Here is a 23,474-nt window from a genome sequence, read left to right on the forward strand (position 1 = left end):
TATCGCCCTAAACGTCATTCTTTGCGTTGTAAGCCGTATTTGCTGCTGTACTCGTATGAATGGGTGGTTGGGTGGGTGTCGGTGGACGATGACGTGCGGATCGGGTTTCGGGGTACCCGACCGTTGGTTCTCCGATCCGAGGGCAGGTCACCGTCATGGACTGGCTGAAAAAACTCCCCGTCGTCGGCCCGCTCGTGGCCCGGTTGGCGCTGACCCACGCCTGGCGTTCCTACGAGACCCTCGACCGCACGCACTGGACCCGGCTCGCCGCGGCGATCACCTTCATCAGCTTTCTGGCGCTCTTCCCGCTGATCACCGTCGGCGCGGCGATCGGGGCCGCGCTGCTCAGCGAGGACCAGCTCGACCATCTCAAGCACGACATCACCGAGCAGGTCCCCGGGATCTCCGACCAGCTGGACATCAACTCGCTGGTCGACAACGCGGGCACGGTGGGGCTGGTGGCCGGCGCCCTGCTGCTGTTCACCGGTGTCGGCTGGGTCGGCTCGGTGCGGGAGTGTCTGCGCGCCGTCTGGGAGCTGGACGACGTGGACGAGGGCAACCCCTTCGTACGGAAGGGGCTGGACGCGGTCATCCTCGTCGGTCTCGGTGTCACCGGTCTCGCCTCGATCGGCGCGTCGGCGCTCGGCTCCACGGCCATCAGCTGGACCGCCCACCGGCTCGGCATCCAGGAGGACGGCGTGGGCGGTGTGCTGCTCCAGATCGCGGCGATCGTGCTGGCGGCGGCGGCGACCTTCCTGATCCTGCTGTACGTGCTGACGCTGCTGCCGGGCGTACGGCCGCCGCGGCGCCGGCTGGTCGTCGCCGCGGTGATCGGGGCGCTCGGCTTCGAGGTGCTCAAGCTGCTGCTCGGCGGCTATGTGCGGGATGTCGCGGGCAAGAGCATGTACGGCGCGTTCGGCGTGCCCGTCGCGCTGCTGCTGTGGATCAACTTCACGGCGAAACTGATGCTGTTCTGCGCGGCGTGGACGGCGACGCCGAGCAAGCCGAGCGAGGACGAGCGGCCGGACGGACCGACGGGCGGGAGTACGGACGGCGACACGGACGGCGACACGGATGCCGACAGGAACGGCGAAACAGACGGGAAGCCGGACGGCAAGAGGGACACGAAGACGGACGGCGACGGGGGCGCGTCGGGTGCGCCGAGCGCGGGCGGTGCCCGGCGGCCCGGCGCGACCCGGTACGCGGGTGGCTAACGGCCCGGCAGCCGCTTGACCAGGTCCGGCAGCGGCCACCGGCGGTTCACCAGGAACACGGCCCCCGCCAGCAGCAGCAGCGCGCCACCCGCGATGGACAGCGCGATCCCCACGCCGCCCGATCCCGACGCGGAAGCCTTGTCGCCCATCCCGGCCTGGTCTGTTCCGCCGCTGCCTCCGGCCTCGCCCTTCTCGCCGGAGTCGCCGACAGCCTCCTTGTCGGAGCCGCCGTCGGCCGGGCCGGGCTTCACCAGCTCGCCGATCGGTTCGACCTTCCCGGCGGCGGTGAAACCCCAGTCCAGCAGGCGGGCCGTCTCCTGGTAGACCGCCAGGCCCTCCTTCTCGGACGGACTCATGACCGTGACCAGCAGGACCCTGCCGTTGCGCTCGGCGACGCCCGTGAAGGTCGAGCCCGCGTTGGTGGTGTTGCCGTTCTTGACCCCGGCGATGCCCTTGTACGGCTCCAGACCGGCGTCCCCGGTCAGCAGCCGGTTGGTGTTCTGGATCTCGAAGGTCTCCCGCTTCGGGGCCTTCTTGCCCTTCTTCGGCTTCTTCTCCTCGCCCGGGAACTGCACGCGGACCGTGGAGGAGTACTCCCGGAAGTCCTTCTTCTGGAGTCCCGAGCGGGCGATCAGGGTGAGGTCGTACGCGCTGGAGACCTGCCCCTTCTCGTCGTAACCGTCCGGCGAGACGACATGCGTGTCCAGCGCCTGGAGATCGGCCGCGTGCTTGTTCATGTCGGCGACCGTCTTACCGACGCCGCCGTTCATGTGGGACAGCACATGGACCGCGTCGTTGCCGGAGCGCAGGAAGACGCCCATCCACAGGTCGTGGACGGTGTACGTGCTGTTCTCCTTCACCCCGACCAGACTGCTGCCCTCGCCGATGTCCGCCAGGTCGGAGGGCAGCACCTTGCGGGACTGGGTCTTCGGCAGGACGGGCAGGACCGTGTCCGCGAAGAGCATCTTCAGCGTCGAGGCGGGCGGCAGCCGCCAGTGCGCGTTGTGCGAGGCGAGGACCTCGCCGCTCTCGGCGTCCGCGACGATCCACGACTTGCCGGTCAGCTTCTTCGGCAGCACGGGCACGCCGGGGGCGAGGTTCACCTGGGTACCGGGCTTGCCGAGAAGAGTGCCGCCGACCGTCGACATCGCCGCCGGCGGCTTCGGCTGCTTGTCCTCCGGCTTCCGCGCGTCCGCGTCGTCCGCCAGGGCGGGCGTGGCGGTCAGTACGGGCAGCAACGCGACGGCTAGGACCGTCAAGGCGGTCTTTCTCAGTGCGGACACGGTCGAAAACGTACATGGCCTGACGGGCGATCCGAACACCGGCGGGCTGGCCGGCCACTTCGACCGCCGGGACAGAGCACTTTCCGGCCAGCGGCGCCCCACCGTCCCGCCGGCCCCGGTCCCGGCCCCGGTCCGAACGCCTCCCCGGCCGACCCCTGCGCGAAGCGGCGGCGAGGGCTCCGGCGATACTGGATCCATGAAGCTCAGCCGCCCCGTGTCCTGGTTCCTGCTCGCCTTCGGGGTGTGGAGCTGGTTCATCTGGATCACTTTCGTCAAGAATTTGTGGCAGGACGGCAGCGGACTCGCCTTCGACGACGCCGGTGACCCCACGGGGTACTTCTGGGTCCATCTGCTGCTCGCCATCACGTCCTTTCTTCTGGGGACGGGTGTCGGGGCGGTGGGGTTCCGCGGAGTCCGCGCCTGGCGGGGCGAGTTGAGGAACGAACGCGACGACGAGCACGTAGTACAGAGACAGCGACAGGGATAAAGGGGAATCGGCTCGTGATCGTCGTGGTGGTCCTGGTGGCGCTTGTCGCCATCGCAGTAGTGGCAGGCGCGCATTACTACATATGGCGGCGCCTGGTCCGCGACACGACGGCGGCGGGAGGTACGGCCCGCAGGGCGGGCACCGCCGTGATCGTCCTGCTGCCGGTGCTGACCTTCGCCGGTGTCGGGATGAGCCGGGGCGAGGTGCCGTTCTCCCTGAAGCAGATCTTCGGCTGGCCCGCCTACATGTGGCTGGCGACGCTGCTCTATCTGCTGCTGGCGCTGCTGGTGGGCGAAGCCGTACGGCCGCTGCTGAGCCGGGTGCTCGCCCGCAGGGACGCGGCGGCGGGTACGACGACGGTCCCCGTCGAGGAGCCGGTCCCCGTCGGCGCCAGCCCGGGCTCCGGAGCATCGGCCGAATCGGACACGGACACCAACAGCAACACCAACACCGACGCCGACCAAGCCTCGCCCGCCGTCCCGGCGGTCGACGCCTCCCGGCGGCTCTTCGTCTCCCGCGTCGTCGGTGGCGCTGCCGCCGCCGCCGCGCTCGCGACGGTCGGCTACGGCACGGCGAACGTACTGCGCGGCCCCCGCGTCAAGCGGATCACGGTGCCCCTGGCCAAGCTGCCGCGCGCCGCGCACGGCTACCGGATAGCCGTCGTCAGCGACATCCACCTCGGACCGCTGCTGGGCCGGGCCCACGCGCAGCGCGTCGTGGACACGATCAACTCCACCAACCCCGACCTCGTCGCCATCGTCGGCGACCTGGTGGACGGGAGCGTGGCCGATCTGGGGCCGGCGGCCGAGCCGCTGTCCCGGCTGACGTCACGGCACGGCTCGTTCTTCGTCACCGGCAACCACGAGTACTTCGGCGACGCGGGCGAATGGGTCGACCACGTACGGGAGTTGGGCGTACACCCGCTGGAGAACGCGCGCGTGGAGATCGCCGGGTTCGACCTGGTGGGCGTCAACGACATCGCGGGCGAGGAGGAGGGCGAGGGCCCCGACTTCAAGAAGGCGCTCGGCGGACGCGACCCGGCGCGCGCCTCCGTGCTCCTCGCGCACCAGCCCGTGGTCATCCACGACGCGGTGAAGCACGGCATCGACCTCCAGCTCTCCGGACACACGCACGGCGGCCAGATGTGGCCGGCGACGTACATCGCGCAGGCGGCGAACCCGACCCTGGCCGGCCTGGAGCAGTACGGCGACACGGCGCTCTACGTGACGCGCGGGGCGGGGGCGTGGGGCCCGCCGGTACGGGTCGGCGCGCCCTCGGACGTCACCGTCGTCCAGCTGGCGTCGCGCCAGGCCTAGGGCGCACCGGGGCGGAGCGCGGCAGACGTACGGGAGCTCGACCTCTCGTACGTCGCGTGCCCCGAAGGCCAGGTCACCTCGCCCCCCCGGGGCCTCGCCGCACTCCACCCGGACCTCACCCTGCCCCCGGCCTTCACCTCGGCAGCGTGACCGTCACCGACAGGCCCGTGCCCGGTGAGGTCCGGATCGCCACCTCGCCGCCGTGCGAGCGCACCACCGCGTGGACGATCGCCATTCCGAGGCCGCTGCCGGCACCGCCGCCCCCGGCCCGGAAGAAGCGGTCGAATATCCGGTCCGCGTCCTCGTGCGTCATCCCCGGGCCTTCGTCGGAGACGCACAGCCGCACCACGCCCTCGGCCGAGCGGCCCAGCTCCACCCGGACGGGCGCGTCGGCGGGGGTGTGGGTGCGGATGTTCGCCAGCAGATTGCCGATGACCTGCCGCAGCCCCGACTCGTCCGCCTGGACCAGCATCGAGCCCGCCGCCGCCACGTCGAGCGGCCGGTCCGGCTGCTGCGCCCGCAGGTCGTCCGCCGCGTCGCGGACCAGCCGGCTCAGGTCCACCGGGCGCAGCCGGAGCACGGGCCGCTGGTCGAGCCTGGCCAGGGTGAGCAGTTCGTCGACGAGCCGGCCCATCCGGTCCGCCTCGCCGGTCATCCGGGCCAGCGCGCGGGCGCGTTCCGCCGGTTCGCCGAGCATGCCCTTCTCGTACAGCTGGAGGTAGCCGCGGATCGCGGACAGCGGCGTACGCAGCTCGTGCGAGGCGTCCGCGACGAACCGCCGCAGCTGTGTCTCGCTGCGCTCGCGCGTCACATACGCCGACTCGACCTGCTGGAGCATGGCGTTGAGGGCGAGCCGCAGCTGCTCGATCTCGGTGACCGGGTCGCGCCGGCCGGGGACCCGCCGGGTCAGATCGCCCTCGGCGATGGCCGTCGCCGTCTCGACCATGTCCCCGAGCGGCCGGAGCGTGCGGTTGGCTCCCATCAGGGTGATCATGGCCAGCAGCACGAGCAGCAGCGCGCCGAACGCGGCGTCGAACTTGAACGCGAGAAGCAGACTCCGCTGCACCGCCTTGGTGGAGCTGGAGATCAGCACCGTGGTGCCGTCGCTGAGACGGGCCGCCACCACGCGGTACGGGTCGCCGTCCACCGTCACCTCGCGGATGCCGCCGTCCCGGCTCAGTTCGGCCGGGTCGCTGACCGCCCGTGCCAGAGCGCGCTGCCGCTCGGTCACCACGATCCCGGCGAAGTTGATCGGCCTGCGCCGTTCGTCGACGAGGACGAAGACCGACTCGGGGGGCGGCAGCATGCCCGTGCCGGGCCGGCGCGGGGATATCCGCTCCACGATCGTCGCGAGCGAGCTGAGCGACTCGATCTGATTCACCGTCAGTTCGGTGCGTTGCAACCCGTCGCGGGACATGGTCAGTTCGGTGTCGATGTTCTGCAGCAGATAGTGCTTCAGAGCGAAGAGGCTGACGCCGGTGGCTATGGTGATGCCCAGGGCGAGCAGCACCACATTGATCAGCGTCAGCTTCGTACGCAGCGAGTGCGTACGAGGGGTGCGCCGCCCCACGACCCGCCGGGCCGGCACCCGCCGCCCCAGCACGCGCCCTCCCCCGACGAGGCGTCTCACGGCGAGCCCGGACTCGCGAGGCCGTAGCCCACCCCGCGTCTCGTCATGATCAACGGGGGCCCGTGCGCGTCGAGTTTGCGCCGCAGATAGCTGATGTAGGTCTCCACCACCGTGGACTCCGCCGCGTGCTCGTACCGCCAGACATGCCGGAGCAGCTGCTCCTTGGTCACCACCGCGCCCGCGTTGCGCACCAGGAACCTCAGGAGCGCGTACTCGGTCGGGGTCAGATCCACCGCGCGCCCCGCCCGGCGCACCGTGTACGTCGCCTCGTCCAGCTCCAGATCGCCGTACCGCAGCGGCGGCCGTACCGCGATCCGGTCGCCCGGCAGGGTCCTGCGCAGCACCGCGCGGACCCGGGCGACGACCTCGTCCACGTTGAACGGCTTGGTGATGTAGTCGTCGCCGAGGGACAGCCCGCCGACGATCTCCGCGGGCGCGTCCCGCGCCGTGAGGAAGACCACCGCCGTCTCCGGCCGGGAGAGCCGGAGTTGGCGGGCGATGTCACGGCCGTCGCCGTCCGGGAGCATCACGTCGAGCAGGGCCACGTCGGGGCGAGCCCGCCGTACGGCGTCCACCGCCTCCCGTACCGAGCCCGCCACCAGCACGTCGAACCGGTGGTAGCGCAGGGCGATGGTCAGGACGTCGGCGATGCTCGGCTCGTCCTCGACGACGAGCACGGTGGCCGTCGCCTCCGTCGTGTCCCCGTCCGTCAGGGCTGCGTCCGTCATGGCACCAGTATCCGCACGCGACCCGCGCGGATTCGCCGCCGCCGTCTTGGAGTTCCTTGAGAGTCGGCCCTTCGACCCCGCCCGCGCCGCCGCCCCAACCGATTCTGGAGCTGTCCGAAGACGGACATGAGCGGAAGGAAGAGATCGTGGAGGCATGGGCACGGTGGTGCTACCGGCACAAGCTCCTTGTCCTGGCCCTGTGGGTGGCGGCGCTGGCGGTTCTGGGCGTGGCCGGCACCGCGGCGGGAGGCAACTACGCCAACATGTTCGGCATCCCGGGCACCGACTCGTCCCGGGCCCACGACCGGATGGCCGAGGTCTTCCCGGAGAGCGCGGGCGACACGGTCACCGTCGTGTGGCGCGTCGACTCGGGGGACGTCACCGACAGCGCCGTACGGGACCGGCTGGAGCCGGCACTCGACCGCATCGGCTCCCTGCCGGGCGTCGGGGATGTCGTCGGCCCGTACGGACCGGGATCCGGCGGGGCCGCGCGGATCAGCGAGGACGGGCGCACCGCGTACGCGCAGGTGACCTTCGCCGAACAGGCCGACGCCGTACCGAAGGAGCTCGTCCAGGAGGTCGTGGACACCGCGCGGGGCGCGGAGCGCGCCGGGCTCCAGGTGGAGCTGGGCGGACAGGCGATCACCCGGATCTCCGCACCGCCCACCGGCATCGCCGAGACGGTCGGCATCCTCGCGGCGGGCGTCGTCCTCTTCCTCGCCTTCGGCTCGCTCTTCTCGATGCTGCTGCCGATCACGGTCGCGATCTTCGGCGTCGGTACGGGGCTGATGTCGACGCTGCTGCTGAGCCATGTCGTCGATGTGCCCGAAGTGGCCTCGCTGCTCGGCTCGTTGATCGGTCTCGGCGTCGGTATCGACTACGCCCTGTTCATCGTCACCCGCCACCGCAGAGCCCTGCTCGGCGGCCGGTCGCCCGAGGACTCGGCCGTCCAGGCGCTCAACACGGCGGGCCGCGCCGTGCTCTTCGCGGGCGGCACCGTCTGCGTCGCGCTCGCCGGCATGCTCGTGACGCGGATGAGTTTCCTCGAAGGTGTCGTGGTCGCCACGTCGCTGACCGTCGTCCTGAGCGTCCTGGCCGCGATCACCCTGCTGCCCGCGCTGCTCGGACTGCTCGGTGAGCGCGTACTGAGCCGCCGGCAGCGGCGCAGGCTCGCCGCCGAGGGACCGGAGCCCGCGGAGGCGACGGGCGCGGCGGCCCGCTGGTCGGCCGCCGTGCAGAGACGTCCGAGGGCCGTGGCGGCGGTGGCCGTCGTGCTGATGGCCGCGCTGGCGTTCCCGGTCCTGTCGCTCCGGCTCGGCGCCACCGACCAGGGCAACCACCCCGAGGACCGGACGACCCGGCAGGCGTACGACCTGCTCGCCGACGGCTTCGGCCCCGGCTTCAACGGACCGCTCCAGCTCGTCGTGGAGACCGGCCGGCTCGGCGCGCCCGGCGACCCCGGGGTGGAGGCGGCCGTGGACACGCTCGTCGAACGGGTCGCCGCCGACGACGGGGTGGCGATGGCCGCCGCGATGCCCCTGCCACCCGGCTCACCGGCCCCCGTGACGGTCGTCCAGGTCGTCCCCACCACCTCGCCGCAGGACGTGAGGACGGACCGGCTCATCGACCGGCTGCGCGAGGATGTCGTCCCCGACTCAGGGATGGAGGCGCACGTCGGGGGAGTGACCGCCGTCTTCAAGGACTTCTCCACCGTCACCGCCGACCGGATGCCCCAGTTCGTCGCCACCATCATCGGCCTGGGCTTTCTGCTGCTGCTCCTCGCCTTCCGCTCCCTCGTGGTGCCGCTGACGGCCGCCGTGATGAACCTGATCGCCGCCGCCGCCTCCTTCGGCGTGCTGGTCGCGATCTTCCAGTGGGGCTGGGGGGCCGAGCTGCTGGGCTTCGGGAGGGAGGGGCCGATCACCGCGTTCCTGCCGGTGATCATGCTGTCGATGCTGTTCGGGCTCTCGATGGACTACCAGGTCTTCCTTGTCAGCCGTATGCACGAGGAGTGGGTGCACACGAAGGACAACGCCCGTGCCGTACGGGTCGGGCTCGCCGAGACCAGCCGCGTCATCAACTCGGCCGCGCTCATCATGATCTGCGTCTTCGGGGCGTTCGTGCTGAGCGGTGACACCGAGGGGGCCGTGGCGGGTGTCGGGCTGGCCGCCGCCGTGGCGCTGGACGCGTTCGCCCTGCGTACGGCGCTGGTCCCGGCGGCGATGCATCTGCTCGGGCGCGCCAACTGGTGGCTGCCCGCCTGGCTGGAGAAGCGGCTTCCGCATCTGGCGGTGGAGGCCCCCGATCCACCCCGAGCGGCCGACGCACCCGGGGCCGCCCCGCGGACGGAGCGGCCGACGACGGGACACGGCTCCCTCAGGGACACGGACACGGGAGCGGCCTGCGGAGGCACCACCGTCGTACACGGCTTCGTCCTCACCGAGGAGGGCTCGCCCGTCCCCGACGCCGTACTGACCCTGCTCTCGCCCGCGGGCCAACAGCTCGACCGGGTCTCGACGCTCGCCGACGGCGGGTACATCCTCACCGCCCCGGTCGACGGCTCGTACCTGCTGGCCGTCACGTCCGACCACCACGAGTCCTGGACCCGGAACATCCTGGTCGGCGACGAGCCGCTGATCCACGATCTGACGCTCAGCCCCTCGGAGGCCTCGTCACCATCGCACCCGGCATGAACTCGACCAGCAGTTCGTGGAGTTGACGTACGACAGGACGCAGCATCCGGTACCGGGAGAGCGCGATCACCCGGGCGACCACCGGCGTCGCGCGCACCACCAGCCGCCGGCTGCGCCCGGCGCCCTCCGTACGGTCGTACACCCAGTACAGGACCAGCCCCATCTGCATCAGCCAGAGCAGATGCGGCAGCTGCTCACCCAGTTGCGGGTCGATCCGGGCCGACGAGCCGGCGAGCACCCGCTCGTGGATGGCGACGGCCGCCTCGCGCGCGGGGGCGGAGTCCGGGGAGAAGGGACTGAGCGGGCTGTCGGGGTCGGCGGCGTTCTTGAAGAACTGGGCGGCGAAGCGGTGGTACGGCTCCGCGACGTCCAGCCAGGTCAGCAGGACACCCCTGAGACGGACCGCCAGGTCCTTCTCGTCGGCGAGGACCTGCCGGACGGCCTCGGCGTGCTCGGCGGCGATGCGGTCGTAGAAGCCCTGGACGAGATGTTCTTTGGAGGAGAAGTAGTAGTACGCGTTCCCGACCGAGACACCGGCCTCCCTGGCGATGGACCGCATGGTCGTCCGGTCGTAGCCGTTCTCCTCGAAGAGGCGCAGCGCGGTTTCGAGGATGAGTGTGCGGGTCTGCTCGCTCCGGGAGGCCTTGATGTCGTCCCTGTCCTTCGGTCACTCGGGCGGCCCGCCGCTTCCCTCACGCCGAGCGGGCCCGAACGGTGGAGGCACGACGCACCACCTGTCGGAACATGATGCCGTCCGCCGTCCCTTCGGGAAGAGTCGGGCCCATGATGCGCGCGGAGGATGTGCTCGCCGTCCTGGACCTGCTCGACCGGGCCGGCGTCGAGGTCTGGCTCGACGGCGGCTGGGGCGTCGACGCCCTCCTGGGCGAGCAGACCCGCCCCCACGAGGACCTGGACATCGTCGTACGTGCCGAGAGCCTCGCCCACCACGGACGGACCATGGGGGACCACGGCTTCCGGCCGCTGCGTACGGAACACCGCCTGGTGCTGGTGGACGACGCCGGCCGAAAGGTCGACGTCCACACGGTGGACCTGGGCGCCACCCGGACGGACGAGCGGGGCGTCCGCGTGCACGGCCCCGGCGGGCTGCCCTGTCCGGTGGGCTCCCTGAACGGCAGCGGCCGGGTCCGGGGCCGCCGCGTCGGCTGCGTCACCCCGGAGTACCAGATCGCCTCGCACACCGGGTACGCGCTCGGCGAGGACGACGAACGGGACGTCCTGGCCCTGCACCACCGCTTCGGCGTACCGCTGGCCGCGCGGGTGCGCGCCTGGCACGAGGAGGAGGGGTGGGGTGTGCTGGACGCGGCCAATCTCCGGGAGGACGTGTGGGCGCACTTCTCGGCCGTCGCCGGTGAGGACTACGTGGAGCCGGCGGTGGGTCAGGCCGTCACCTTCTCCGTCGAGGAGTCGGCGCGCGAGGGCTACCGCAGACGCGCGGTGACGGTCTGGCCGGAGGGCGCCGAGCGCGAGGGCGCGGCCACCGACGGCGCCGCGCCCTCCCCCGCTACATCGCGCTGAGCGAACGGGCGTAGCTGATCTGCCCCATGACGACATTGAAGCTGTCCGGGTTGTTGGCCGGGATCATCGTCGAGTGGTGCCTGCCGCCGCTGGTCACCGTGACCTGGATGAACCCGGTCGTCTTCCTCTCCTTCATCAGGAGGAAGAGCAGACCGAGCAGACAGAAGATGAAGAAGACGACCGCCAGGATGATGGCGTGGGTCGGGATCTTCTCCTCCGTACGCGACATGTCCGTCGCGTTCCACACCGCGCCGCGCAGCGGCAGTGTGCCGGACGGCGTCACGATGCCGTCGTTCATGACGGTGATGTCCCCGATCGAGACCAGCGGCGCGCCGCCGCCGGAGGGCGTGGGGACGAGCTGGCCGCCGGCGGCCAGCGTCGGGTCGTACGCCGGGCCGCCCTGGCTGGGATAGCCGTATCCCGGCGTCGGGTTGGGATAGCCGTAACCCGGCTGGGTGGGGCCCCATCCATAGGCCCCGTCCCCGTCCGGATTCGGGTTCGGATTCGGCTGGCTCATGACTTCCCCGCTTCCCCTGATGCTTGGTCTGTCTGAATCCTGGCACAGAAAGGGCCCGTACCGTACGGGCCGTTACGGCTTTGTACGGAAACGGGCCCTCACCGTGAAGGCGGGTGATAAGCGGTCAGAAGCGGCGTGTGATCAGCGCGCGCTTCACTTCCTGGATCGCCTTGGTGACCTCGATACCGCGCGGGCAGGCGTCGGTGCAGTTGAACGTCGTGCGGCAACGCCACACGCCGTCCTTGTCGTTGAGGATCTCCAGCCGCTGCTCGCCGGCCTCGTCGCGCGAGTCGAAGATGAACCGGTGCGCGTTCACGATCGCCGCCGGGCCGAAGTACTGCCCGTCGTTCCAGAACACCGGGCACGACGACGTGCACGCCGCGCAGAGGATGCACTTCGTCGTGTCGTCGAACCGCTCGCGGTCCTCCGCCGACTGGAGCCGCTCACGCGTCGGCTCGTTCCCGGTGGTGACCAGGAAGGGCATCACGTCGCGGTACGCCTGGAAGAACGGCTCCATGTCCACGACCAGGTCCTTGAGGACCGTCAGCCCCTTTATGGCCTCGACCGTGATCGGCTTGGTGGCACCGGTCTTCTTGTCGACCGACGTGATGTCCTTGATCAGCGTCTTGCAGGCGAGCCGGTTCTTGCCGTTGATCCGCATCGCGTCCGAGCCGCAGATCCCGTGCGCGCAGGAGCGCCGGAAGGTCAGCGAGCCGTCGACGTGCCACTTGATCTTGTGGAGGGCGTCGAGCACCCGCTCCTTGGGGTCGATCTCTATCGAGAAGTCCTCCCAGTGGGACTCGTCGGAGATCTCCGGGTTGAAGCGGCGGATCCGCAGCGTGACCGTGATGTACGGCGACGCCGGGTCCGACACGGAATCGGACTCGGCCTTGTCCAGTAGGGGAGTTGCCATCAGTACTTACGCTCCATCGGCTGGTAGCGGGTCTGGACGACCGGCTTGTAGTCGAGACGGATGGACTCCGTGCCGTCGTCGCCGACCTCGCGGTACGCCATGGTGTGGCGCATGAAGTTCACGTCGTCCCGGTTGGGGAAGTCCTCGCGGTAGTGACCGCCGCGCGACTCCTTGCGGGCGAGCGCGGAGACGGCCATCACCTCGGCCAGGTCGAGCAGGTTGCCCAGCTCGACGGCCTCCAGCAGATCCGTGTTGAACCGCTTGCCCTTGTCCTGGATGGACACGCGCAGATAGCGGTCGCGCAGCTCACCGATCTTCTCGACGGCCGCCTTGATCGTCTGCTCGGTGCGGAAGACCATGACGTTGGCGTCCATCGTCTCCTGGAGCTCGCGGCGGATGTCCGCCACCCGCTCGTCGCCCGTCGACGCGCGCAGCCGCTCGACCTGTGCCTGGACCAGCTCGGCCGGGTTGTCGGGGAGTTCGACGTGGTCGTGCTTGGCCGCGTACCCGGCGGCGGCGATCCCGGCGCGCTTGCCGAAGACGTTGATGTCGAGCAGCGAGTTGGTGCCGAGGCGGTTGGCACCGTGCACCGACACGCACGCGACCTCGCCGGCCGCGTACAGCCCGGGTACGACCGTGGTGTTGTCGCGCAGGACCTCGCCCTGGACGTTGGTCGGGATGCCGCCCATCGCGTAGTGCGCGGTGGGCTGGATCGGGATCGGGTCCGTGTACGGCTCGATGCCGAGGTACGTACGCGCGAACTCGGTGATGTCCGGGAGCTTGGCGTCCAGTTGCTCCGGCGGCAGATGCGTCAGGTCGAGATAGACGTGGTCGCCCTCGGGACCACAGCCGCGGCCCTCACGGATCTCGGTGTAGATCGACCGCGAGACGACGTCACGCGAGGCGAGGTCCTTCATGACGGGCGCGTACTTCTCCATGAAGCGCTCGCCGTCCTTGTTACGGAGGATGCCGCCCTCACCGCGGGCGCCCTCCGTGAGGAGGATGCCCATGCGCCAGATGCCCGTGGGGTGGAACTGGAAGAACTCCATGTCCTCCAGGGGCAGTCCGCGCCGGTAGCAGGCGGCCTGGCCGTCACCGGTGAGCGTGTGCGCGTTGGAGGTCACCTTGAAGAACTTGCCGGTGCCGCCCGACGCGTAGATGACCGCCTTCGCCTGGAAGACATGGATCTCACCGGTGGCCAGCTCGAACGCGACCACACCCGCCGACGTTTTGACGCCGCCGACGTCCACGATCAACTGGTCCAGGACGTAGAACTCGTTGAAGAACTCCACGCCCTCCTTGACGCAGTTCTGGTAGAGCGTCTGGAGGATCATGTGGCCGGTGCGGTCCGCCGCGTAGCAGGACCGGCGGACCGGGGCCTCGCCGTGGTTGCGGGAGTGGCCGCCGAAGCGGCGCTGGTCGATGGTGCCGTCCGGCGTCCTGTTGAACGGCAGACCCATCTTCTCCAGGTCCAGGACCGCGTCGATGGCCTCCTTCGCCAGGATCTCGGCGGCGTCCTGGTCGACCAGGTAGTCGCCGCCCTTGATCGTGTCGAAGGTGTGCCACTCCCAGTTGTCCTCCTCCACGTTGGCGAGCGCGGCGGCCATGCCGCCCTGCGCGGCGCCCGTGTGGGACCTGGTGGGATACAGCTTCGTCAGGACGGCGGTACGGCTGCGCTTGGTCGACTCGATGGCCGCGCGCATTCCGGCGCCGCCGGCGCCGACGATGACGGTGTCGTACTTATGAATCTTCATTGCTCTCGTCAGCCCCGGGCTTAGCGGATGTTCGGGTCGAAGGTGAAGATCACCAGCGAGCCAAGAAGGATGGTGAACACCGTGGCGGTGTACAGCAGGCCCTTGAGCCACAGGCGGGTGTTGGCGCGCTCCGCGTAGTCGTTGATGATCGTGCGCATGCCGTTGCCGCCGTGCAGCATCGCGAGCCAGAGCATCAGCAGATCCCAGACCTGCCAGAACGGGGACGCCCAGCGGCCGGCCACGAAGGCGAAGCCGATCTTGGCGACGCCGCCGTCCAGCACCAGCTGGATGAGCAGATGGCCGATGACCAGCACGACGAGGACGACGCCGGACAGGCGCATGAACAGCCAGGCGGCCATCTCGAAGTTGCCGCGCGTGGCCTTCGGGGTCTTCGAGGTGCGTTTGCGCGGCGGCTCGATGAGCGGCGCCGGGTGGTCGGCGTCGAAGAGGCTCACGCTCTCGACGGGACTGATCGCGGCCGTGGAGCCGGGCGCGTTGGTGTCTGCGGACATCGGTCAGCTCCCCCAGAGTTCCCGTGCGGCATGGCCGAGTACGGGGTAGATCGCGCCCAGCATGAGGACGAGCCAGACCCCCACGACGCTCCAGAGCATCTGCTTCTGGTAGCGCGCGCCCTTGGACCAGAAGTCGACGGCGATGACCCGCAGGCCGTTGAGCGCGTGGAAGAGGACGGCGGCCACGAGGCCGTACTCCAACACCCCGACGATGGGCGTCTTGTAGGTCGCCACGACATCGTCGTAGGCCTCGGGGGAGACGCGGACGAGTGCGGTGTCCAGCACATGGACGAACAGGAAGAAGAAGATGGCGACGCCGGTGACTCGATGAGCCACCCATGACCACATTCCTTCCCGGCCGCGGTACAGCGTTCCAGCCGGCACGGAAAAGCCCTCCGGGAGCGGGGATCGGGGCCGGCCGCCATCTTCTACTCGATGAAGCACAGTGGTGTCGGTCGCGCCCGGCCGGGTACGGTCCACCGGCCCTGGCCATCGTAGCGACGCATTGTCGGCTCGATTGCCCGGGGGCCCGCTCGTGTGATCAAACAGGAGGTCAAACAGCCACGGACGGGCTATCCGGACGGCCGTAGTCGTTCGATTCCTGCGAAACGCGGGGAGCGGGGGGTTCCGGTTGGCGGCCCGCGGGACGGCCGGCGAGGCGGCCACCCTCGTGGTCGGGGTGGTTCACCAGGCGTGCGACCCTTGATCGCGCGAGCCGGCGCAGTTCGTCGGCGGCGACGGCACGTTCCTCATCGGGGTCGTGGGACAGCCGCTCGCGGATGCGGGTCAGCACCTGGTTGAGGCGCTCCTCCGGGCGGTAGTGGTCGAGGCTGATCACGAACGCGTGGCCGAAATTGCTCTCGTAGGCCGCCTGCGCGGCCCGCAGGGCGGTCCGGGCGGCGAGCGGCGCCCCGTGGTGCGGGCCTGCCGGTGTCTCGTCGGCGAGCGCCCCGGCGAGATCGGCCTTGGAGAGGTCGTAGCTCGCCTCGTCGGCCGCGGCGAGGAGCGCGTCGACCGTGGGGTACGGACGGTGGTCGGCGAGCCGGCGGGCCCAGCGGCGGTTGCCGCAGCAGGCCAGCAGCGCGTGCTCGACGGTGTCGGCCGGGGCGGCGTTGAAGCGCGCCAGACCGGCGTGGGAATCGCTGGACAGCGTGGGCTCCTCGGACGCGGCGTCACGCTCGGGCGGCTCGGGCGGCTCGGGCGGCTCGGGCGGCTCGGGCCGCGAGGCCGAACGGGTGACAGGAGGTGACAGGAGAGGTGACGGAAGTGAAGGCAGATATGGGCGAGACGGATGTTTCGCAACGCTATCGAGGGCTGATGGCGGGCGCCCGACAGATGCGCGAATTTCACCCGGACGGGATGTCTTCGGCTCGCGCGATGAAGGTGGACATGGGAGGTTCGCCCTACTTCCTTCCTCTTTCTTCTGCAAGGGATGATCACGGATGAGGTGGAACTCCCCAGGGATTCTGGCGGGCGGGACCGCTGTCGTGGCGGTGGCCGTCACCCTCACGGTGGTGGCCTGGCCCGACGGCACCCCCTCCGACCGCGGCGCGCGGGCGGGAACGGCCGCCACGAGCGAGGCGTCGTCGGCACTGTCCGACACCCGCCCGGCGGCACCCACCCCCTCGGCCGACGGCCCGCTCTCCGAGGCGCCGAGCACCGTGCCCTCCGTACGACAGCACGAGGCGGCCCGCGGCCCCGGCTGGCGGCCCGGCGGCGACAGCGGTGTCGTCATCGCGAAGAACAGCGAGAAGCTGGCCGACGAGGGGAAGCTGCTGGCCGGCGAGTTGAAGATCGAGTACCGGGGCGAGGCCGCGGCCAAGGCCGGGGACATCGAGCTGGCCCTGGAGTCGGGCAGGCAGGCGGGCCCCGAGTCGTACACCCTCACTACGCGCGACGGGCGGGTGCGGATCGCCGGGCCCGACGAGGCCGGGGTCTTCTACGGGACGCGTACGGTCAAGCAGTCCGTACGCGCGAACGGCGGGGTGCCGGAAGGTGTCGTACGGGACCGGCCCGACCGCCCGCAGCGCGGGCTCAATCTGGACATCGCCCGCAAGTACTACACACCGGGGTGGATCGAGGACCGGCTGCGTGAGATGGCCGATCTCAAACTCAACCAGCTGGGCCTGCACTTCTCCGACGACCAGGGCTTCCGTATCGCCTCCGACACCCACCCCGAGATCGTCTCCGCGCAGCACCTCAGCAAGGCCGAGGTCCGGCGGATCATCGCCCTCGCCGGCCGGCTGCACATCAACATCATCCCGGAGATCGACTCACCCGGGCATCTGGGAGCCGTCCTCGCGCGGCATCCCGACCTCCAGCTGCGGAACGTGAGCGGGCAGCCCACCCGCGGGGCCATCGACATCTCCAAGCCCGCGTCCGCGAAGATCGTGGACGAACTGCTGGAGGAGTACGACACGTTGTTCCCCGGACCGTTCTGGCACATCGGCGCCGACGAGTACCAGGCGCTCGTGGTCCGGGACCCCGAGACGTCCTTCCCCCAACTGGCCGCCGCCGCGAAGAAGAAGTACGGCCCCGACGCCAAGGTCCAGGATCTGGCGACCGGTTGGCTCAACGACCGCGCGGCCGTGGTGCGGGCCAAGAAGAAGGACGTCCAGGCCTGGAACGACGGCTTCTTCGCCGGCGGTGTCGTCAAGCCCGACCAGAACCTCCAGGTCGACTACTGGACCGGCAAGGAGATCGGCGCCAGGCCCCCGCTGGACTATCTGCGCGAGGGCCGGCCGGTGGTGAACCTCAACGACGAGTTCCTCTACTACGTCCTCGGCCAGCCGAACGACTTCGTGTACCCCACCGGGCAGCGGATCTACGAGCAGTGGACCCCGCTCGTCCTCCGGGGCACGACACCGGTGCCCGAGAAGTACTCGAAGCTGATCCTCGGCGCGCGGTTCGCGGTGTGGGGCGACATCGCCTCCGCCCAGACACAGGACCAGGTCGCGAACGGGATCCGGCTGCCGCTGGCCGCGCTGTCGCAGAAGGTATGGAATCCGGTCAAACCAGATCTCACCTGGCCCCAGTTCAGATCGCTCGCCGACAAGGTGGCCGGGTAGCCACCCGGGTTATGTCCCTGATTGCCGGACAGGACCGTGAATCGGGCCGTCCGGCGATTGGGGACGTAGCGGTCGCCCGAGGGTCTTTCTCGCGAACTGCACCTGTATTTCTGGGCCATCAGTGACGTTTTTCAGCCGCCGGGCGCTTTAATGAGCAGTATTCTGCCCGCGACGGGAGACGTGAATGAGCCTGCTGGAACTGATCGTTCGGGCGGACGAGCGAGGGCTCGCCGCGAGCGGGGTCGCCTGCCTCGACCGCTGCCTGCCGGTGCTCGCCGACGAAGGCGAGGTGCTGCGCCCGCTCTGGTCGGGCATCGCCGACGGCGCCGAGAACTGGGCACCCCGCCTGGCGGTGGCCAGGGAAGCGATGGAGGCGGCCGTCATCAACGACGAAACGGCCCTCCTCGTACGGAAGATGCTCGCCGCCGCGCCGTCGGAGTGGGCGGCGGAACCGCTGCGCGCCTGGTCCGACAACTGCTCCGTGGCGGCGCTGGAGATCCACCAGCAGTTCGACGTGGTGGGGGACGGGATGATCGGCGCGGCCGGCACCGTCGCGGGCGGCACGTACACCGACTGGGTCGAGCGCTGCCGTACGGGAGTGGCCGACGGCGGCGAGGGCAGGCCCGGCATCGGCCCGTTCGTGGCAGGGCCGCTTGTCTCCGGCGAACTGCGCCGCCAGACCAGGATCCTGGAGATCTTGTCCGAAACCGCCGGCGCGGCGGGCTTGCGCCAGGCACTCGATCTCTCCATCGAGGGTCAGCGGGTCCTGCGGGCCGTCGTCTCACGCCGGGCGCGTGCACAGGGCTGACCCCGGGCTCGTACGGACATCGCGTCCACGGGTGTCAGGGGCGCCCCGGGGGCTGCTCCCTGTCGGCTCACCATCACCGAACGGGCAGGTCACAGCCGTGCGCGCGGGGGTGGAGAGGACGACCGGGGCCGCCACCCCCCACAGGAGAGGCCCCGGTCGTCTTCCGGCGGGGACGCTCTGCGGCCCCGTACTCATGTCAGCGTCGGGAGAGCGTTTTCTGTCACACCGGGGTCCGACAGGTGGTTGTTGCCGGTTGTACAAGTTATGGACTTGGGCGTCCGAGAGGCCGTAGCGTGCAGGAGCGCGTGGGGGCGCGCGGCAGTGACCAGCCGCGATTCAAGACAGGTTGTGTGGAGTGCTGGGGGACGACGCGGAGCTCACCGCCGCGGTGCTCGCGGCACAGGACGGGGACGAGACTGCGTTCCGGACTGTGTACCGCGCAGTGCACCCGCGGTTGTTGGCTTACATACGAACGCTCGTCGGCGAGCCTGATGCCGAGGACGTGGCTTCTGAGGCCTGGCTCCAGATAGCCCGCGACCTCGAACGCTTCAGCGGCGACGCCGACCGCTTCCGCGGCTGGACCGCGCGGATAGCCCGCAACCGCGCGCTCGACCACATACGGATGCGCGGCAGGCGCCCGGCGGCCGGCAGCGACGAGACGGAGCTGGCGGGCAAGCCCGCCGATTCGGACACCGCCGACGAGGCGATGGAGGCCCTGTCCACCGGCACGACCATGGCGCTGATCGCGCAACTGCCGCAGGACCAGGCGGAGGCCGTCGTGCTGCGCGTGGTGGTGGGGCTCGACGCGAAGAGCGCCGCCAGGACACTCGGCAAGCGGCCGGGGGCCGTACGGACGGCGGCGCACCGGGGGCTCAAGCGGCTGGCCGAGATGCTGGGCGCCGAGGCACCGGAACCGCTGGAGGGCCCCGACGGCTCCGACCGTTCCGCCTCGGCCGACGCCGCCGGACGGACCCTGCGCGGTGGGGCCGCGCACGGTGGCGCAGTGGGCGGGCTGGAGCTCGGATCCGTACCACTGCAACGCGGCCGTCACCAGGACTCTCCCGAGCCCGCCGGTGTGACGCATTCGCCGCCGGGGACGCAGAAGGACATGTGATGGCGCACGAGCGTGAGACGTGGCTCAACCATGGCGTCGCGGAGCTTCTGCTGCGCGGTCGGCCGGTCGAGACCGCCGATGAAAACGCCCAGGCGCAGGCCGACCGGCTCGCCGGGCTCCTGGCGGAAGCCGCACGCGTCGGGTACGCGGGCCGGAGCGAGGACGGGAACGGCCGCGAGGGCCGGGACGCGGGCGCCGGCGCCGGTTCGGGCGCGGCCACTGTCCTGGAGCCGGGCGAACTGCCCGGTGAGGCCGCCGCGCTGGCCGCGTTCCGGCAGGCCGTCGGGACGGTGGGACGGACCGCCCCGCGCACCCCCGGTCGCACCGACGCCCTCACCGACACCGACACCGACGCCGACGGGATCGGGACCGTACGCCTCGCGCCCGAACAGCGGCGCCGGGTGGGTCTCCCGAACTTCGCACGCCCGATCCGGCTGGGGCTGGCCGCGGCCATGGCCGGATGCGCGCTCAGCGGGGTGGCCGCCGGAGCCGGTTATCTGTACGCGCCGTCCGCGGGCGAGAGTTCGCCGCGGCCGAGCAACTCCGTCTCGGGCGCCCTGACTCCCGAACCCCTGGTCTCCGAATCGCCCGGCACCGGCGTCAGCTCGCCCCCCTTCCCGGGAGAGTCGTCGGGCGCGGGTCCGGACTCGGTCCTGCCCGGCGCCACGGGCACCCACCCGACGGAGGGCACGCCCGGCGGGCCGAAGGGCGGCGAAGAAGCGGAGAAGGGCCCGGCGTCCGGCGACGGCTGGAACGGCAAGGGCCACGACAAGTGGTACGCGAAGCTCGTCCAGGCCTGCCAGGAGTACCGCAGCGGCACGATCCCCCCGGGGAAGAAGAAGCTGCTGGAGGACGTGGCCGAAGGGCCCGAGGCCGTCACCCGGTTCTGTGAGGAGTTGCTGAAGAGCGGTTCGGGCGGCGACGGGCACTACGAGGGCGCTCCGGGCCACGGTCACGGCGACGACGACGGCGGCGGTGAGAACGGCGGCAGCGGTGGCAGTGGCGGCGGCGACGGCCCGCAGAACGGCGGCCCCATCGACGTCGGCGGCAGCGACGGTGGCACCGATGGCGGTGGCGACGGCGGCACGGACGGCGGCGGCACTGACGGCGGCGGTACGGACGGTGGTGGCAGCGACGGCGGGGGTACCGACGGCGGTTCCGGCCAGCCGTCGACCGGCTGGCCGGGCGGCGACTACGACGAGACCATCAGTCTGGACCCGGACCCCGAGGCGGCGGACCAGCCGCCCCAGCTCCCCGTGACGCCGAACGCCGGCACGGGCTCCGGCACGGGCCCGGGTCCCGGTCCCGGTACGGTCCAACAGGTCCGCTAGGTGTGCGCGGAGTGACCGTGCCCATGGCGGGTTCCGGTCATCCGCTCCCGTAACCCATTCCGGTCATCGCGCCCGCCGCTGCCCGAACCACCCCCGCGGCCCTCGATTTTCGGCCAGGGTTGGTGCCCGAGACGCGGGTGTGACGTTTTTTCGCACGGTGACGCAGTAGTGAGTGAGCCGACTGGTCATCGGCCGCGTCTGAGCCGGGGTTCCCCCCGTACCTTCGGCTCGACGCACAATTGGCGCGGGCGGGATACGTTCCCCCGGTCCCGCCCGCGCCTCTCAACTCCACCGCTCCGGGCCGGTCCCGCACTCCGGCCGACCCCCGTCGCCCACCAGAAGGCGCCTACCAGTAGACGACGACCTTGTCGCCGGTCCGCACCTGGTCGAAGAGCGACGCGAGCTTCTTCTCGTCCCGTACGTTGACGCATCCGTGCGAGGCCCCGCTGTAGCCCCTGGCCGCGAAGTCCGCCGAGTAGTGGACCGCCTGGCCGCCGCTGAAGAACATCGCGTACGGCATCGGGGTGTCGTAGAGCGTCGAGACATGGTGCCGGGACTTCCAGCCGACCTTGAACGTGCCCTCGCGGGTCGGCGTGTACTGCGAGCCGAACCGGACGTCCATCGTCGACATCACCTTGCCGTCGATCATCCAGGACAGCGAGCGGCTCGTCTTGCTGATGCACATCACCCGGCCCGTCATGCACCGCGGGTCCGGCTTGGGCGCGGGCTTCTTGACGGCCGGCGGGCGCAGCTCGGCCGCCGTCGGCTTCCTCGTCATCCCGAGCAGCCGCTCCCAGGTGACGGTGTCGAGCGTGCCGGTGAGCGGCAGTCCGCGCTTGGCCTGGAACGATGTCACGGCCGCGGCCGTGACCGTGCCGTAGTAGCCGGTGGGCGCGCGGTCGAAGTGGGCGATCTGCCGGAGCCTGGCCTGGAGTTCACGTACCTGGTCGCCCTCGGCGCCGCTTTCGAGGACCGTTTTCGGCTGCGGCCGGGGCTCGGGCTCCGGCGTCGCCGGCTCCTCGGTCGCGCTCTTCGACGGCTCCGCGGAGGGAGTGGCCGGCGGCTTCGACGCGGCGGCCGGCCTCGCCGACGGGGTGCCCGACGCGGGCCCCGCGGGCTCGATCGTCACCCTGCCGCCGTTGCCGCCGCCGGGCTTGTCGTCGGCGGCGCCCGCCGGATCGGTCGCCACCTGTGCCGAGCAGCCGACGGTGACAGCGAGCACGGCGCCGGTGGCGAGCACCGCGCGGAGCGTGGCCGTGCGCGGCTGCCGCGTCTCTGTCCGCGTGCGCGTACCGCCCCGCGTTGATCTTCTGGGCACGTTCGTCCCCCTGTCTGCCACTGAGCTGTCCGATGGCGAGTATCTCCGAGCCGGCCTCGCCGGCATGTATCTCCTGAGACAACTCAGAGCCCGTTCCGGTTGCCCTGACGGCGCCGTCATCGCGGAAAACTTACCGGCAGATGAATTTCACATTGCCGGTCCGCGAAAGAAAAGCATGTCTCGACCACTGAGCCTTCCTGATCGGCGCCGTCGCGCGCAACCATGCGAAACCGGAAATCCCAGACCGGTGCCCAGGAGAAGCGCGTCCCCACCATCCGAAGGTTCATTCGTCATGACAACAGCTCAGAGCAAGCGGCCGCTCCCCGGCGAACTCGCCGACGTACGAGGCTGGTTCCCCCCGCTCGACCAGTTGATTTTCGGCACACTGCTCGACCGCCAGGAGGAACACGGAGAGCCGGGTGATCTGCTGGAGCTCGGCGTGTTCATGGGAAAGAGCGCGATCTTCCTCGGACACCATCTGCGCGACGGCGACCGCTTCACCGTCTGCGACCTCTTCGAGTCCGACGCCCCGGACGCCGCGAACAACGCCGAGACGTCGAGGTCCTACCGGATGCTCACGCGCGAGGCCTTCGAGCGGAACTACCTCTCCTTCCACGACACGCTGCCCCGCGTGCTCCACGGACCCAGCTCGATGGTCCCCGGCGAGGTCGAGCCGCGGTCGTGCCGATTCGTCCACATAGACGCCTCGCATCTGTACGAGCACGTCCGCGGCGACATCGCCGGGGCCCGCGAGATTCTGCTGCCCGGCGGCATAGTCGTGCTCGACGACTTCCGCTCCGAGCACACGCCGGGCGTCGCCCTCGCCACCTGGGAGGCGGTCCTCGACGGCGATCTGCGCCCGATCTGTCTGACCACCCAGAAGCTGTACGCCACCTGGGGCGACCCCGAGCCGCTGCGCAAAGCCATGATCGCCCTGGCCGACAGCCGCACCGACTGCGACGTCAGCGTCGAGGAGGCCGCCGGGCACCAGCTCGTACGGCTGAAGGCGCGCGGCATGGAGCCGCCGCCGTTCGCCCGCTCCAGGTACTACGAGGAGGCGTCGGCGCCCGAGCCCGCCCCCGAACCGGCAGCCGCCCGGCCGTCCGGGCGCCGGCGGTCCACGCGGTCGATCGCGCGCGGTGTGGCCATCGACCTTCTGCCGCCGGTGGTGACACGCGCGGTGATGCGCTCCCGCGCACGGCGACGGGAGGCGGTCGCGCGCAAGATGTAGGGGAAGGGAACGACACTCTGG

General features: G+C 70.6%; 21 protein-coding genes. 10 read left to right on the forward strand and 11 right to left on the reverse strand.

Going from position 1 to position 23,474, the window contains the following annotated elements; all coding sequences use genetic code 11:
* The first annotated feature begins 155 nt into the window (after nucleotides 1-155).
* Complete coding sequence (locus ACFWU9_RS03480) at nucleotides 156-1,214, forward strand: YihY/virulence factor BrkB family protein (protein ID WP_384314499.1); 1,059 nt, start codon at nucleotides 156-158, stop codon at nucleotides 1,212-1,214.
* On the opposite strand, the gene ACFWU9_RS03485 is transcribed toward ACFWU9_RS03480, so the two are convergent.
* Complete coding sequence (locus ACFWU9_RS03485) at nucleotides 1,211-2,497, reverse strand: D-alanyl-D-alanine carboxypeptidase family protein (protein WP_384314502.1); 1,287 nt, start codon at nucleotides 2,495-2,497, stop codon at nucleotides 1,211-1,213. The genes ACFWU9_RS03480 and ACFWU9_RS03485 overlap by 4 nt on opposite strands.
* Nucleotides 2,498-2,693: 196 nt before the next feature.
* Here ACFWU9_RS03485 and ACFWU9_RS03490 point away from each other — a divergent pair, with 196 nt between their 5' ends.
* Together ACFWU9_RS03490 and ACFWU9_RS03495 are read left to right on the forward strand one after the other, a co-directional pair.
* On the forward strand, nucleotides 2,694-2,984 hold the full coding sequence (locus tag ACFWU9_RS03490; RefSeq protein ID WP_384314504.1) for an SCO4848 family membrane protein: 291 nt from the start codon (nucleotides 2,694-2,696) through the stop codon (nucleotides 2,982-2,984).
* Between the two features lie 14 nt (nucleotides 2,985-2,998).
* Nucleotides 2,999-4,300, forward strand: a complete 1,302-nt coding sequence (locus ACFWU9_RS03495; RefSeq protein ID WP_384314506.1) for a metallophosphoesterase — start codon at nucleotides 2,999-3,001, stop codon at nucleotides 4,298-4,300.
* A 133-nt stretch (nucleotides 4,301-4,433) separates the two neighbouring features.
* On the opposite strand, the gene ACFWU9_RS03500 is transcribed toward ACFWU9_RS03495, so the two are convergent.
* Entirely contained in the window at nucleotides 4,434-5,903 is a 1,470-nt protein-coding gene (locus ACFWU9_RS03500) for a sensor histidine kinase (protein WP_384314508.1), read from the reverse strand.
* Nucleotides 5,904-5,926: 23 nt separating this feature from the next.
* Nucleotides 5,927-6,658, reverse strand: coding sequence for a response regulator transcription factor (locus ACFWU9_RS03505; RefSeq protein ID WP_384314510.1), 732 nt, complete (start codon nucleotides 6,656-6,658; stop codon nucleotides 5,927-5,929).
* A gap of 146 nt (nucleotides 6,659-6,804) precedes the next feature.
* Between ACFWU9_RS03505 and ACFWU9_RS03510 the strand changes: the two genes are divergently transcribed.
* Nucleotides 6,805-9,351 (forward strand): MMPL family transporter, encoded by a 2,547-nt coding sequence (locus ACFWU9_RS03510; protein WP_384314513.1) that lies wholly within the window; start codon nucleotides 6,805-6,807, stop codon nucleotides 9,349-9,351.
* Here the strand turns inward: ACFWU9_RS03510 and ACFWU9_RS03515 are convergent.
* Complete coding sequence (locus ACFWU9_RS03515) at nucleotides 9,311-10,000, reverse strand: TetR/AcrR family transcriptional regulator (protein ID WP_384314907.1); 690 nt, start codon at nucleotides 9,998-10,000, stop codon at nucleotides 9,311-9,313. The two genes, ACFWU9_RS03510 and ACFWU9_RS03515, sit on opposite strands and share 41 nt — an antisense overlap.
* A 134-nt stretch (nucleotides 10,001-10,134) precedes the next feature.
* Between ACFWU9_RS03515 and ACFWU9_RS03520 the strand changes: the two genes are divergently transcribed.
* Nucleotides 10,135-10,887 carry a nucleotidyltransferase domain-containing protein gene (locus tag ACFWU9_RS03520; protein WP_384314515.1) on the forward strand — a complete coding sequence of 251 codons (753 nt, stop codon included), beginning with the start codon at nucleotides 10,135-10,137 and terminating at the stop codon, nucleotides 10,885-10,887.
* Here ACFWU9_RS03520 and ACFWU9_RS03525 read toward each other — a convergent pair.
* The 6 genes from ACFWU9_RS03525 to ACFWU9_RS03550 all read right to left on the reverse strand — a co-directional run bounded on the left by ACFWU9_RS03525 (nucleotide 10,874) and on the right by ACFWU9_RS03550 (nucleotide 16,087).
* On the reverse strand, nucleotides 10,874-11,404 hold the full coding sequence (locus tag ACFWU9_RS03525) for a hypothetical protein (RefSeq protein ID WP_384314517.1): 531 nt from the start codon (nucleotides 11,402-11,404) through the stop codon (nucleotides 10,874-10,876). The two genes, ACFWU9_RS03520 and ACFWU9_RS03525, sit on opposite strands and share 14 nt — an antisense overlap.
* Nucleotides 11,405-11,528: 124 nt before the next feature.
* The gene (locus ACFWU9_RS03530) at nucleotides 11,529-12,317 is read right to left on the reverse strand and encodes a succinate dehydrogenase iron-sulfur subunit (protein ID WP_384314520.1); all 789 of its coding nucleotides are present in this window, start codon (nucleotides 12,315-12,317) and stop codon (nucleotides 11,529-11,531) included.
* A complete protein-coding gene (gene sdhA, locus ACFWU9_RS03535) occupies nucleotides 12,317-14,071 on the reverse strand; it encodes a succinate dehydrogenase flavoprotein subunit (protein WP_384314523.1) in 1,755 nt (584 codons plus the stop codon). The genes ACFWU9_RS03530 and sdhA overlap by 1 nt, the downstream gene beginning before the upstream one ends.
* A gap of 20 nt (nucleotides 14,072-14,091) precedes the next feature.
* A complete protein-coding gene (locus ACFWU9_RS03540) occupies nucleotides 14,092-14,583 on the reverse strand; it encodes a succinate dehydrogenase hydrophobic membrane anchor subunit (RefSeq protein WP_384314526.1) in 492 nt (163 codons plus the stop codon).
* 3 nt (nucleotides 14,584-14,586) lie between these two features.
* Nucleotides 14,587-14,967: a succinate dehydrogenase, cytochrome b556 subunit gene (gene sdhC, locus ACFWU9_RS03545; RefSeq protein WP_189107523.1), complete on the reverse strand. Its 381-nt coding sequence runs from the start codon at nucleotides 14,965-14,967 to the stop codon at nucleotides 14,587-14,589.
* A 169-nt stretch (nucleotides 14,968-15,136) separates the two neighbouring features.
* A complete protein-coding gene (locus ACFWU9_RS03550) occupies nucleotides 15,137-16,087 on the reverse strand; it encodes a 2-oxo-4-hydroxy-4-carboxy-5-ureidoimidazoline decarboxylase (RefSeq protein ID WP_384314529.1) in 951 nt (316 codons plus the stop codon).
* On the opposite strand from ACFWU9_RS03550, the gene ACFWU9_RS03555 reads away from it, so the two are divergent.
* The 4 genes from ACFWU9_RS03555 (at nucleotide 16,026) to ACFWU9_RS03570 (ending at nucleotide 20,904) form a co-directional block, all read left to right on the forward strand.
* Nucleotides 16,026-17,651, forward strand: a complete 1,626-nt coding sequence (locus tag ACFWU9_RS03555; RefSeq protein WP_384314531.1) for a glycoside hydrolase family 20 protein — start codon at nucleotides 16,026-16,028, stop codon at nucleotides 17,649-17,651. The genes ACFWU9_RS03550 and ACFWU9_RS03555 overlap by 62 nt on opposite strands.
* Nucleotides 17,652-17,835: 184 nt before the next feature.
* Nucleotides 17,836-18,459 (forward strand): hypothetical protein, encoded by a 624-nt coding sequence (locus ACFWU9_RS03560; RefSeq protein ID WP_384314533.1) that lies wholly within the window; start codon nucleotides 17,836-17,838, stop codon nucleotides 18,457-18,459.
* 355 nt (nucleotides 18,460-18,814) lie between these two features.
* A complete protein-coding gene (locus ACFWU9_RS03565) occupies nucleotides 18,815-19,573 on the forward strand; it encodes an RNA polymerase sigma factor (protein WP_384314535.1) in 759 nt (252 codons plus the stop codon).
* Nucleotides 19,573-20,904 (forward strand): hypothetical protein, encoded by a 1,332-nt coding sequence (locus tag ACFWU9_RS03570; RefSeq protein ID WP_384314538.1) that lies wholly within the window; start codon nucleotides 19,573-19,575, stop codon nucleotides 20,902-20,904. The genes ACFWU9_RS03565 and ACFWU9_RS03570 overlap by 1 nt, the downstream gene beginning before the upstream one ends.
* A 346-nt stretch (nucleotides 20,905-21,250) precedes the next feature.
* Here ACFWU9_RS03570 and ACFWU9_RS03575 read toward each other — a convergent pair whose 3' ends face one another.
* The gene (locus tag ACFWU9_RS03575) at nucleotides 21,251-22,144 is read right to left on the reverse strand and encodes a L,D-transpeptidase family protein (protein WP_384314540.1); all 894 of its coding nucleotides are present in this window, start codon (nucleotides 22,142-22,144) and stop codon (nucleotides 21,251-21,253) included.
* Between the two features lie 370 nt (nucleotides 22,145-22,514).
* On the opposite strand from ACFWU9_RS03575, the gene ACFWU9_RS03580 reads away from it, so the two are divergent.
* Nucleotides 22,515-23,453: a class I SAM-dependent methyltransferase gene (locus ACFWU9_RS03580; protein WP_384314543.1), complete on the forward strand. Its 939-nt coding sequence runs from the start codon at nucleotides 22,515-22,517 to the stop codon at nucleotides 23,451-23,453.
* The last annotated feature ends 21 nt before the right edge of the window (nucleotides 23,454-23,474 follow it).

Origin of the sequence: Streptomyces sp. NPDC058653, assembly GCF_042716895.1 — a bacterium.
Taxonomy (GTDB): Bacteria; Actinomycetota; Actinomycetes; order Streptomycetales; family Streptomycetaceae; genus Streptomyces.

Bases quoted from the DNA above. Each gene is read 5' to 3' on its own strand.
- ACFWU9_RS03480 (WP_384314499.1), top strand. From the start codon at position 156: ATGGACTGGCTGAAAAAACTCCCCGTCGTCGGCCCGCTCGTGGCCCGG.
- ACFWU9_RS03490 (WP_384314504.1), top strand. From the start codon at position 2,694: ATGAAGCTCAGCCGCCCCGTGTCCTGGTTCCTGCTCGCCTTCGGGGTG.
- ACFWU9_RS03505 (WP_384314510.1), bottom strand. From the start codon at position 6,658: ATGACGGACGCAGCCCTGACGGACGGGGACACGACGGAGGCGACGGCC.
- ACFWU9_RS03520 (WP_384314515.1), top strand. From the start codon at position 10,135: ATGATGCGCGCGGAGGATGTGCTCGCCGTCCTGGACCTGCTCGACCGG.
- ACFWU9_RS03525 (WP_384314517.1), bottom strand. From the start codon at position 11,404: ATGAGCCAGCCGAATCCGAACCCGAATCCGGACGGGGACGGGGCCTAT.
- ACFWU9_RS03530 (WP_384314520.1), bottom strand. From the start codon at position 12,317: ATGGCAACTCCCCTACTGGACAAGGCCGAGTCCGATTCCGTGTCGGAC.
- sdhA (WP_384314523.1), bottom strand. From the start codon at position 14,071: ATGAAGATTCATAAGTACGACACCGTCATCGTCGGCGCCGGCGGCGCC.
- ACFWU9_RS03540 (WP_384314526.1), bottom strand. From the start codon at position 14,583: ATGTCCGCAGACACCAACGCGCCCGGCTCCACGGCCGCGATCAGTCCC.
- ACFWU9_RS03555 (WP_384314531.1), top strand. From the start codon at position 16,026: ATGAGGTGGAACTCCCCAGGGATTCTGGCGGGCGGGACCGCTGTCGTG.
- ACFWU9_RS03560 (WP_384314533.1), top strand. From the start codon at position 17,836: ATGAGCCTGCTGGAACTGATCGTTCGGGCGGACGAGCGAGGGCTCGCC.
- ACFWU9_RS03570 (WP_384314538.1), top strand. From the start codon at position 19,573: ATGGCGCACGAGCGTGAGACGTGGCTCAACCATGGCGTCGCGGAGCTT.
- ACFWU9_RS03580 (WP_384314543.1), top strand. From the start codon at position 22,515: ATGACAACAGCTCAGAGCAAGCGGCCGCTCCCCGGCGAACTCGCCGAC.